General features: G+C 60.8%; 11 protein-coding genes. 3 read left to right on the top strand and 8 right to left on the bottom strand.

The features are described from left to right. Positions 1 to 251: hypothetical protein (locus H7007_RS05170; protein WP_287153620.1), on the top strand; the 251-nt coding region annotated here is incomplete at its 5' end. Between the two features lie 296 nt (positions 252 to 547). On the opposite strand, the gene H7007_RS05165 is transcribed toward H7007_RS05170, so the two are convergent. Next, on the bottom strand, positions 548 to 2,233 hold the full coding sequence (locus H7007_RS05165; protein WP_287153618.1) for a M78 family metallopeptidase domain-containing protein: 1,686 nt from the start codon (positions 2,231 to 2,233) through the stop codon (positions 548 to 550). Positions 2,234 to 2,303: 70 nt separating this feature from the next. Further along, complete coding sequence (locus H7007_RS05160; RefSeq protein ID WP_287153616.1) at positions 2,304 to 3,047, bottom strand: endonuclease III domain-containing protein; 744 nt, start codon at positions 3,045 to 3,047, stop codon at positions 2,304 to 2,306. A 768-nt stretch (positions 3,048 to 3,815) separates the two neighbouring features. Between H7007_RS05160 and H7007_RS05155 the strand changes: the two genes are divergently transcribed. Beyond that, complete coding sequence (locus H7007_RS05155) at positions 3,816 to 4,406, top strand: TetR/AcrR family transcriptional regulator (RefSeq protein WP_287153615.1); 591 nt, start codon at positions 3,816 to 3,818, stop codon at positions 4,404 to 4,406. On the opposite strand, the gene H7007_RS05150 is transcribed toward H7007_RS05155, so the two are convergent. The 5 genes from H7007_RS05150 to H7007_RS05130 form a co-directional block, all read right to left on the bottom strand. Next, positions 4,407 to 5,330 (bottom strand): thiamine pyrophosphate-dependent enzyme, encoded by a 924-nt coding sequence (locus H7007_RS05150; RefSeq protein WP_287153613.1) that lies wholly within the window; start codon positions 5,328 to 5,330, stop codon positions 4,407 to 4,409. It lies immediately after the preceding gene. Positions 5,331 to 5,510: 180 nt separating this feature from the next. Beyond that, positions 5,511 to 6,683 carry a transketolase C-terminal domain-containing protein gene (locus H7007_RS05145; protein ID WP_287153611.1) on the bottom strand — a complete coding sequence of 391 codons (1,173 nt, stop codon included), beginning with the start codon at positions 6,681 to 6,683 and terminating at the stop codon, positions 5,511 to 5,513. 196 nt (positions 6,684 to 6,879) lie between these two features. Next, on the bottom strand, positions 6,880 to 7,155 hold the full coding sequence (locus tag H7007_RS05140; RefSeq protein ID WP_287153610.1) for a 4Fe-4S dicluster-binding protein: 276 nt from the start codon (positions 7,153 to 7,155) through the stop codon (positions 6,880 to 6,882). Next, the gene (locus H7007_RS05135) at positions 7,155 to 7,700 is read right to left on the bottom strand and encodes a pyruvate ferredoxin oxidoreductase subunit gamma (RefSeq protein WP_287153609.1); all 546 of its coding nucleotides are present in this window, start codon (positions 7,698 to 7,700) and stop codon (positions 7,155 to 7,157) included. The genes H7007_RS05140 and H7007_RS05135 overlap by 1 nt, the downstream gene beginning before the upstream one ends. Positions 7,701 to 8,118: 418 nt before the next feature. Then, positions 8,119 to 8,934 carry a hypothetical protein gene (locus H7007_RS05130; protein WP_287153607.1) on the bottom strand — a complete coding sequence of 272 codons (816 nt, stop codon included), beginning with the start codon at positions 8,932 to 8,934 and terminating at the stop codon, positions 8,119 to 8,121. 210 nt (positions 8,935 to 9,144) lie between these two features. On the opposite strand from H7007_RS05130, the gene H7007_RS05125 reads away from it, so the two are divergent. Beyond that, positions 9,145 to 9,675 carry a hypothetical protein gene (locus H7007_RS05125; RefSeq protein ID WP_287153605.1) on the top strand — a complete coding sequence of 177 codons (531 nt, stop codon included), beginning with the start codon at positions 9,145 to 9,147 and terminating at the stop codon, positions 9,673 to 9,675. A gap of 101 nt (positions 9,676 to 9,776) precedes the next feature. On the opposite strand, the gene H7007_RS05120 is transcribed toward H7007_RS05125, so the two are convergent. Then, positions 9,777 to 10,595: ATP-binding protein (locus H7007_RS05120; RefSeq protein ID WP_287153604.1), on the bottom strand; the 819-nt coding region annotated here is incomplete at its 5' end.

Raw genomic sequence — 10,595 nt, 5'->3', positions numbered from 1 at the left:
TACGACCCGCGGATTATGAGGCCGCTGCTCTGCCAACTGAGCTAAGGGCCCCTCCCTCTCTCGAAAAAAATTATAGCACAACGGTCCTAGACAGAAGCGTGCGTCCCCTCCCAGATATACTCCTTTTCGACCCCTCGCGAACCCAGGAGACCAACCACTCCAGAGTGCTGATCTTGCGTCATCGAGTGATCGCGTTTTCATCTCTTGGCAGGCTTGGAATCCCTTACGCCCTCCAGATGATATCCGAGTGATTCCATCGCGGACATGAAGGATCAGTCCGGCAAGAGCGGGCAAAGGACATGATCCGGGCCTCAAAGAAAACACCAACCGCGGTTATCCATGCGCAATTTCGGATCGTTCGCACTTTGAACCAGTCCCCATGGATCTGGCGAGAGCGGAGGACGACTTGCTCCTTATCCGGCCCAGGCCCCACGGATGGTCCGGCCGGTCAATTTGGGTGGATGGGGCGAATCCCGTCGAGCTCGTGAGCCGCCCGCATTGCGCACATCATATATCCCGAAAGCCTCTAGACCCGGAGGCTTCCGGTTCAAGCCCCTGTTCCCCCTGGTGGTTGGATAGGTGGCTGGGATGGACCTCCGGTTGGGCTTGCCGGGCCAGTGGGGCCTGGTGGCCCGAATGGCCCGGCTGGACCGCCGGGTGGGGGCGGCTGTTCCGGCATATCCCGTGGCGGGGAGACGGGTGGCGCAGGCTCGGCCCTCCCGCTCACCGGGGGAGGGACATGCGGAGAAGAGGGGTAAAGCCCGGGGCCATAGGCACCAGGAGGCGGTGGTGTCTGCGTCCTGGCCTGCCCGCGCATGAGGACGAACATCACGATGATGAGGACGATGCCCAGGAAGAATAGGCCCGCCACGCCGGCGATGACCAGCCAGCCGTAATCGCGGATGTTCTTACCGCCACCTTCTTCCTCTCCCGCCAGCTCACCACCCAACTCCTCCCCTCTCAGCTCCTCACCGCTCTCTCCCAATCCCGCCAGGGCAACCTCAAGGGTCTGCTCGTCCGAGGCCTGCAGCACGTAGACGTTCTTCCCCTCCTTCTTCAGGGCATGGACGTAACCCCCACCGCCCCATGTCTTCCAGGCGCCCCTTGCCTCACCCTCCCTGAGGCCGGCCTTGAAACGCTTTTCTAGGTATTCTACGTATGCGGCTATGAACTCCGAGGCGTCTTCTTCGCTATCCCACGCATAGAGCTGCACGAGGAGCTTCTCACCGACCGAGTCGCGGTAATAGTGATAGTCATTCCCTCCCCACCCCGCTGCCGCCTCCTCCGCAGCGCTCTTACTCATAAACGGCTTGAAGAGCTCGAAGACGTCGAACTCCCCGAGGACGTCGTCATAGGCCAGCTCCCAGCCTTCCCCCAGCTCCGCACTGAGGTCCGGCAGCTCCAAGGGGATGGGGTCATCCCCGGACAGGTATTTCTCGGGATGGTATATCTGCTCCGTGCTCTTGGGCGGGTGCTGGAAGGCGGCATCCACCCGGTCGAAGCCGCCCGTCTTCTGGAGGAAGCGCACGAACTCCATCCCCTCCTCGTAGGGGAAGAGCAGCCCGTCCCTCACATATTCCGGCGCACTGTCCAGGACCTCGGTGGAGAACTCGCCGCTCTCCTGCTGCATCTCCAGCATCTCCGAGGCGTCCATATACCTGTACAGCCAGAGCTGCGAGGTGAGCATGGCGTCTCCCTCTACCAGGCAGGTAGCGGCGAAAGAGGCGTCGTCGTCGGTCCCCTCTTCCGATTCGGGGGGGTCATAGAAGGGTGGGCGCCGGAGGTTGAAGTTGACGTCCTGGAGGTAATGGGTTAGCTCATGGGCCAGGACGTAGCGGTCCATGGGCCCCATGTCCTGGTCCTCGGAGATGAGGAACATGCGTTTTTCCTCCGGGTCGTAAAAGCCCGCTATCTGCTCGGTGTAGAGGTCGATGTACAGTTTGTACAGGTCGAGCCCCGGCTCGACGAACCCCAGCATGGCCATGATCTCGGAGGCGGTGCGTATCTCCTCTTCCGGGTTTTCCTCCTCGAAGTCCTCTATCATCCTTTTCCTGAGCTGATCCTGGGTGAGGTAATCCACGGGCACGTCCGGATCGGCGGAGAGGCCTCTCAAGCCCTCCACCTGGTGAAGTACCGCCTCGATGGCCGAACGATCCCCCTGCGCGAGCACCGATACGGTTCCCGCCAGGAGAGCGAGAACCACCGCAGCAGCAATAAAAAAGTGCCTGCGCATGCTTCCGCCTTTGACGCCTTGGGTATCCGAACCCTTTCTCTCCGCTGCCATCGACCGTACGATGAACATTCTACCTCAAAGGCGGTGCCAGGCGCTCCGGGTAGGGACAGAGTGCGCGGAGACAGCAATCACCGCACAGGGGATTCCTGGCACGGCAGGCACGCCTACCATGCTCGACGAGGTTAAGGTGGAGCCTGTACTTCGACCCGTCCGGGACCAGCCGGTCCATGGCCTCGTGGGCGGCAACGGGACCCAGTCCGGCGGGTATGATCTCCAGCCGCTTTCCCACTCGGAAGACGTGGGTGTCCACCGGGAAGAAGGGGTGGCCCAGCTGGAAGAGGAGGAGGATGGCAGCCGTCTTGCGCCCCACGCCGGGGAGGCCCAGGAGATACCGGAGTACTTCCTCGGGTTCTCTTTGCGCCAGGGGAGCTAAGCAGTAGGCGCCAAAGTCCCTGCGCACCAGTTCCAGGATAGTCTTTATCCGTTCCGCCTTGACGCGGGAGATGCCGCCGGGCCGGATGGCCTCCTCGATCTCCTCCACCGGAGCGCGGGCGGCTTCCTCCCAGGACGGGAACCTGTCCTTGAGGCGAAAAAAGGCCAGGTTCGAATTGGCGTCATTGGTGTTCTGGGAGAGAAGGGTGTGCACGAGGCCATCCAGGAGGTGACGGAAACGGGGTTTCCACGGCCGGTCCCCGTAACACTCCAGGAGGGCACGGTCGATGCGTTCCACGCGGCGGCGCAGCGCCTGGAAATCCCTTGGGGAGAGGGAGACCAATCGCCTCTCCCGTTTCGCGGCTCTCTCTTTTCCCGGCATGACTACCTCAATTCTTTCCCTGCATGGTCACCTCAAGATTCCTCTCAGCTTCCCCGCCTGGGCCAGCGCCCGTTCTATACTCGAAACTTCCGCGTACGACACGCCGACGCGAAGCACCGGTGCCCTTCGCCCAACCCCGCTCGACGGGAAGGCGCTCCGCCGGAAGCGATCATATCCGTTACCGCGACGCGGAGGGGGAAACCCTTGGCTGCAAGGGCAGCCCTGCGGCACACCTTCCTGCCGGAATCCGATTCGCATCAATATTAATCCAATCAAGGGAGGGGTTTCACCGATCGTTCTACCCAACCGGGAAGAAAAAGCCGAAAATCATGGTCACTCCTGCCGGACCGAGATGCGGGTTTCGGTTATTGTTCTACCCAACCGGGAAGAGAAAGCCGGAAATCATGTCGATCCTACCTGACCGATATGCGGGTTGCAGAGATTTCTCTCCCTACCCGGGAACAGAAAAGGATGACGGAAAAGAGAGAGCGGCCAGGGCCGGCGATGAACGAGAGGCGTGGATCTGAAACCGCTATGCTCTCCTCGCCCGCCCCGCCGGAAAGGAATCTCCTGCCGGAAATAAGTGTCGCCAGAGAGGCAGCCTTCCATTGGGGGGGACACGCCTGTGCCGCATATATGACACCTTTATTCACTGTGAAGTCAAATATTTAGAGGATATGACCTGAAAACGATTTGACATCAGTCATTTTAACTGGGAAAATATATAAAAATTGAAAACTTATTCGTGCGTTATAAGGAGGAGACGAATTGCCCAGGAGAGACAAGCGATCCGACATCGTCAACGCAGGAATCCGAGTATTTTCCCGCAAGGGTTTCAGCCGCTGTTCGGTAGAGGACATCCTCCAGGAAGCGCACGTCGCCCGGGCCACTTTTTACAGCTACTTCGACAGCAAGAAAGACCTCTTCGTGGAGTTGGTCGACGGAATCCTCAACAATATGGAGGAGATAGTCAAGCGTAACCTGGAGGACATGCCCACCGACCTCAATGAACTGAAGGAACGCACCAAGCGGACCATCCTCGACCTCTTCGACTACTTCTCCAAGAACTTGGAGTTCGCCTCCATCTACATCCAGGAGGTCATGGGTATGAACCCGGAGATCGACGCCCGCGTGGTGGAGTGGCAGCGCCGTATGGCGGAACTCGTGAGCCAGCTCATCCAGCGGGGCATGGAAAAGGGTCTCTTCCGGAAGGTGGACTCCTACGTGATAGGCAATCTGATCTCCGGTGCTACCCAGCACCTCGGCCTGAACCTCTTCATGTTCGACCAGCGCCTGGACACCGAGAAGACCGCCGAGGCCATCGCCGACTACCTCATATACGGATTGGCCGCCCGATAGTCATTCCAGGGCTCCCGGCCCGAAGAGGCGGGCCGGTCCCGGCTCGAGGCGCGAGTTCTCCTCTGCGATATGCCGCAGCTCCTCCAGCACCTCCTCCCCTCCGGGCTGGAATAGGTGGGCGAAGCGCCTCTGAGGGCGGAGGTAATCCTCCACCGGCCTTGCCTCCTTGGGCTTCTTCACTCTGGTGATCACCCCGTTCTCCACCTCAAAGAGGGGAAAGAGGTTGGTCTCCACGGCGAGGCGGGCCAGCTCCACGGTGAGTTCCGACTCGTATCCCCATCCCGGCACGCACGGGACCAGGATGTGCAGGTACTTGGGGCCCTCGATCTCCAGGGCCCTCTGGACCTTGCGCATGAGGTCGCGGGGTTCGGAGACGGTGGCCGTGGCCACGTAGGGCACGCCGTGGGCCACGGCGATCATGGGCATGTTCTTCTTGCGGGTGCGGTTCCCGTAGGAGAGACGCCCGGGTGGGCTCGTGGTGGTGCGCGCTCCCAGCGGGGTGAGCCCGGAGCGCTGATAGCCTGTGTTCATGTATCCCTCGTTGTCATAGCAGACATAGAGGATGTCATGTCCCCGTTCGAACATCCCGCTTATGCACCCTATGCCGATGTCCGCCGTCCCACCGTCACCGGCTTGAGCGATGATCTTTATGCCCTCGTATCGGCCCATGGCCTTGAGGGTGACCTCCATCCCGGCGGCCACGGCAGCGGCGTTCTCGAAGAGCGAGTGGATCCACGGCACCTCCCAAGAGGAACGGGGATAGGTGGTGGTGTAAACCTCCAGGCACCCCGTAGCGTTGGCCACGATGACCCGGGGGCCGGCCGCTTTGAGCACAAGACGGGCGGCGATGGCCTGCCCGCACCCGGCACAGCCGGTATGCCCCGGTTCCATCAGGTTGATGACCCAGCGTTCTTCAACGGCCATGCTCTTCCGTGACCTCCTTCAACCGCCGTCTCTCAGAGGCACTCGCGGAAGGTTACGCTCCCCGCCAACACCCTCCTCATAAACCGAGCCGCATACGAACCCCGAGGACCTTACTCCTCCCGCCGACGGCCTTTACCAAGCTTTCCCAGCGCTCTCCTCTTCCCCAAATACCCGTTGAACCTAACCCTCGTCGCCGCGCAGCAGCTCTTCCCTGAGACCCCTGAACTCAACCCGGCAGGCGGGATTCCGGGCCAGGTCCCGAGCTATCTGCTTTATCTCCTCCACGGTGATGTCCCTTCCTCCCAGCCCCATGATGAAACTGGAGATCTCCGGCGACTCCTCCCCGCAGAAGGCGGCGCGCATCTCCGAGCACAGCGTGCCCTCCAGCCCAAGGGAGATGTCCTTCTCGATGACACCTACGACGCTCACGCCCATCAAGGCATCATGGATGGCTTCCTTGGGGAAGGGGCGGAAACAGCGCACCTTGAGCAGGCCCACCTTGAGCCCCTCCTCCCTGAGTTCGTCCACCGCCTCCCGCATGGTCCCCAGAAGAGATCCCATGGAGACCAGTACCACGTCGGCACCCTCCAGGTCGTAGGTCTCGACGAGCCCTCCGTGATGGCGTCCGAAGGCCTCGGCGTAATCTTCGGCCACCCGGGCGATGACGGAACGCGCTTCCATCATGTCCATGTGCACGTGGTAACGCGTTTCCATGTAGGCGTCCGGGCCCACCATGGCCCCCATGGTGAAGGGGTCGTCGGGGTCCAGCCTGTACTTGGGCTCGTAGGGCGGGAGGAAGCTGTCCACCTCCTCTTGGGTGGGGAGGTCCACCGGCTCCATGGTGTGGGTGAGGACGTAGCCGTCCATGCACACCATCACCGGGATCATCAACTCCTCGGCGATGCGGAAGGCCTGGATATGGGTGTCCACGGCCTCCTGGTTGTCCTCCACATAGAGCTGTATCCAGCCGGAGTCGCGGATGGAGACCGCGTCCTGCTGGTCGTTCCAGATGTTGATGGGCGCGGATACGGCCCGGTTGGCGCAGGTCATGACCACCGGGAGGCGCAGGCCCGCGATGTTGAAGATGACCTCCACCATGAGCAGGAGTCCTTGGGAGCTGGTAGCCGTATAGGTCCGCCCTCCCACCGCGCTTCCCCCCAGGACGATGGAGGCTGCCCCGAATTCGCTCTCCGCCAGGACGAACCCGGCCTCCAGGCGTCCGTCGGCCACCATCCCGGCGAGTTCCTCCACGATGTGGGTCTGGGGGGTGATGGGGTAGGCGCAGACCAGGTGGGGACGGCAAAGGCGCACCGCTTCGGCAACCGCCTTGGATCCCTCAAGGATGGCCCTCAAAGCAACCTCCCATTATTTACCATTTAAGTGTCGGCGCAGGTTTGGCGTTTCCACTTCGAAATGAGCACCGAGACCTCTTCGCGCGCCGTGCATCACGGGCACGGCCTCGATAGCCGAAAGATGTCCGGGCGACCTTATCCTCCCCCGCTCAAGGTCCGCAGCCCCACAGGCTTCGGCCCAGCATCACGAAAATACGCTAGCCGGGCTCCTCGCACCCCTCCTCCAGGACCATGTCTATGTCGTTCACCGGGCACTCGTGGGCGCATATACCACACCCCTTGCAGTAGTCCAGGTTTACGTCGAATTTCTTCTTGTCCAGCTGGTAGACGGTGCCCTCCGGGCATCCCAGAAAGCACCGCTGGCAGCCGATGCAGTCCTTCTGCTTGTATACCGGGTGTTTGCCCCTCCATGCCTTGGTCTTGTTCTCCAGGCTGGAACCGGGCCTGACCTTCCTTCCCACGAAGACGCGCATCAGCCACACTCCCCTATCTGCTCACAGGCCTTAAGGGTGGCCAGTGCCTCTTTCTCTCCCAGCTCCCCGGGAAAGCGCGTTCTAATGGCCTCTGTCACCGCCTCCAGCCTCACCAGGCCGGTGGCGCAGGCGAAGGCGCCCACCATGACCACGTTGATGATGGGCCTTCCGATGACCTCCAGGGCCACCTTGAGGGCGGGAACCGTGTACACCTTGAAGCCTTCGCCGACGGGAAGCTCCTCGCCGGGGCGGGTGGTGTTCACCAGCACAGTCCCTCCCGGTTTCAACCCCTCCAGCACGCCGGCGTTGTATATTAGCCCCACATCCTGGACGATGAGGTGATCCGGGGCGTAAACTTGCTGGCGGAGGCGGATGGGCCGGTCGTCGATGCGCACGAAGGCCACCACCGGCGCGCCCTGCCGCTCGGCGCCGAAGAAGGGGAAGGCCTGGGCGTACTTGCCGTCGGCGAAGGCCGCCTCGGCCAGAAGCTCCGCCGCGGTGACGTTCCCCATGCCTCCACGTCCGTGGATGCGTATCTCCTCCATCTTTCCTCCGGGGCCGAAGGTCGAGTCCCACACGGTCGAAGAGTTCGGCCTCGCGCCACCATGCTTCGCGCTCTCCGCGCTTTCCGCCGTCTCGAAGCCGGTTCCAGAGAGAGGTGCCCGATGACGGATACGCCTATGAGATATTAAGTTTCCCAAACGGTTGAGTGGTTAAACGGGAAAAACGCGCTCCCCGGAAAACGGTACCTCCTGGGCATGGATGGATGCGCGGTTGAACAGGGGAAGGGGATGCTTTAGCGCTCCTCGTGTCGTCCAAAGGGGGATGAAAGCGCTCAGGCATGGAACGGCATGGAGGAAGAGGGACTCCGGATCGAGGCTTGACAGGGCAGCATTCATATCCGGCCGGAGACGAGGGCAGCTCGCCAGGAGGCAAGTAACCTACCCCGTGACCTGTGGATGTTCAATATACGCTCTGGAAGCACAGGGCCAGCAGGGAGACATAGAAGATGAGAGAGCCGATTATCAGGTTGATGGCCGCCGGGGCATGCCTTTTATATTTTGCCGATACCCCGGCGAAAAACAGTACCACGGCAAACAATACCGTGAGCAGGGTGTAATCGTTGGATTGCCTTATGTAATCTCTGGCTTCCGTGGAGTAGCCGTCTGCCAGGTTGAAATAAGCCCTGGCTTGAATGTCGCTGTCCACGACATAGTCCGGGAGTTCGAAAGGATTGCGCGGTGCATCGGGGTTGTTGCGAGGATCAAGGGCTGTCCAGGCATCCACCGCTCTGCGCAAGCGGTCCGTGAAATAATGATCCTTAAAGGATTCCAGTGCCTCTCTTGCGATACTGGGATTATCGTAGAGTTCAACGAAATCGAGGAAAGTATCCACATCGAGTATCATCTTGCGATCCGCCTCGTCGGCGCTGACCACGGCAAAGCTCCTGCTGGAGTTGGACTTCGCGAAAGCAACGGATGCTCTTGAGCTCCACCTGGCCGCTTGATAGGAACACCACGCGGTGGCGATGACGGCAAAGGACATGAGGATGGCAGAACATACCTCCAGCCATTCGCTCTTCTCCCTCTCCCCTTGTTTATCGGGTGTTTCCTCTTTATCCATATGGGTTTCTCCGCCTATCCTCTTCCCGCGACCGTTAACCTTTATCTCGAAAAGACGGCTTCTCATGTTCGCCTCCCAACCGTGTTTCGTGACACCGACCTGCGGCCATCCAAGTCCTCCCTTTCCATACCCGTCGCAGCCCCACGGAATCTCCAAGCCCGTGCTTCATATTATCGGCCAGGAGGTCAAGGTCTCCTTAACCGGCTGGACAATGGCCAATCGTAATGAGGAGGAACGAAGCAGCCTTTTCCGAGGCTCGTCATGCACCCGGTAAAAAGAGGAACGCGGCCCTTTCCGGTTGTATAATGAATATAGGACGTTCACCTGGACGCAAAATCGGGGGACAAAACCACTTTAGAGTAGGAGGTGGTTTTGTTTCCTTCCAGGTTGTTGATAGCCTTCATCATCCCTCTCGCCATCCTCGGGCTCGCCGTGTGGCTCACCGCTTCAGCGGAGATAAACCGCGGCAGTGTGCGTGTGGCGGGAGCCCTGGTGGGGCAAGCGGACGTGGACCTCTCCGTGCAGGAATGCTTCATCGAGGAAGGAGACCTCACGAGGAGCCTTACCGTGACCCTCGAGGCCCACAACCGTGGAGGGCTTGACGTGAACATGGACCCAAGGCTCTTTCACGTGGTCCTGAGCCATTCCTCCGATCCCCTTGGGGAGAGTCGCCCCCAGGGGACCTACACCCCCCTCCGGTACCGGTCCCAGTGCCAGCAGGCTCCCTCCAGCCTCACCCTGATACCCGCGGGGGCCAGGCGGTCCTACACCCTGGTCTTCTGGGGCCAGAATCTACCTAGGGGCGAGGAGTGGAAGGACTACTACCTTAGCCTGGAATATTACGATCCGGCATCCTCCCTCATGGCCAGCAAGCTCATAAAACCTGAGGAAAGATAGTAAAGGGTCAGGTCTTGAATTTTGATACATCCGAGTACCAAAATCACTCCAAACTTTCGTTCCCGCGCACCTATGGTTTCCTGACACTCGAGTATCAAAATTCAAGACCTGACCCCATGCCAGTCCTGGAGGGCTCTCACGTCCATTCCTCGTTGGAGGAGCGATTCCATGCCGTGCAGGGCGGCGCGCGCCGCGCTCATGGTGGTTATGAGGGGGATGTTGTAGAGCACCGCGTAGCTGCGGATGGACCACTGGTCGGAGCGTGGCCTCTTTCCCGAGGGGGTGTTGATGATCAGTTGAATCTGGCGGTTCTTCATGTAATCCACCACGTGGGGGCGGCCCTCGTGCATCTTGTTCACCACCTCCACGGGGATGCCGTTGCGGCGCAGGACCTCCGCCGTCCCCCGCGTGGCCAGGATGTTGAAGCCCAGCTCGTGAAGGCGGTGGGATATATGCACTATCTCCCGCTTGTCCCCGTCCTTGACGCTGACGAAGATGTTGCCGGACTTGGGTAAAAGGGAGCCGGCGGCGATCTGGCTCTTGGCATAGGCCATCCCCAAGTCACGGTCTATGCCCATGACCTCGCCGGTGGAGCGCATCTCCGGTCCCAGGATGGTGTCCACCCCGAAGAAACGGTTGAAGGGGAGTACCGCCTCCTTGACCGCTATGTGCTCGATCTCCACCTCCCGGGTGATGCCCAGTTCCCGCAGGGTCCTCCCGATCATCAGCTTGGTGGCCACCTTGGCCCAGGGTATGCCCGTGGCCTTGGAGACGTAGGGCACGGTGCGCGAGGCACGTGGGTTGACCTCCAGGACGTAGAGCTTCTCGTCCTTCACCGCGTACTGCACGTTCATGAGGCCTACCACCTGGAGTTCGCGGGCCAGGGCGTAGGTGGCCTCCTTTATCTCTTCCACCATGGC

It is taken from the genome of Candidatus Solincola tengchongensis (assembly GCF_015711935.1).
Lineage (GTDB): Bacteria > Actinomycetota > Geothermincolia > Geothermincolales > RBG-13-55-18 > Solincola_A > Solincola_A tengchongensis.
The sequence above is the reverse complement of the archived record's forward strand: the minus strand, read 5'-3'. Positions and strand labels throughout refer to the sequence as shown.

Excerpts from the sequence above, each read along its gene's own strand:
- H7007_RS05165 (WP_287153618.1), bottom strand. The coding sequence starts at position 2,233 with ATGCGCAGGCACTTTTTTATTGCTGCTGCGGTGGTTCTCGCTCTCCTG.
- H7007_RS05160 (WP_287153616.1), bottom strand. The coding sequence starts at position 3,047 with ATGCCGGGAAAAGAGAGAGCCGCGAAACGGGAGAGGCGATTGGTCTCC.
- H7007_RS05150 (WP_287153613.1), bottom strand. The coding sequence starts at position 5,330 with ATGGCCGTTGAAGAACGCTGGGTCATCAACCTGATGGAACCGGGGCAT.
- H7007_RS05140 (WP_287153610.1), bottom strand. The coding sequence starts at position 7,155 with ATGCGCGTCTTCGTGGGAAGGAAGGTCAGGCCCGGTTCCAGCCTGGAG.
- H7007_RS05135 (WP_287153609.1), bottom strand. The coding sequence starts at position 7,700 with ATGGAGGAGATACGCATCCACGGACGTGGAGGCATGGGGAACGTCACC.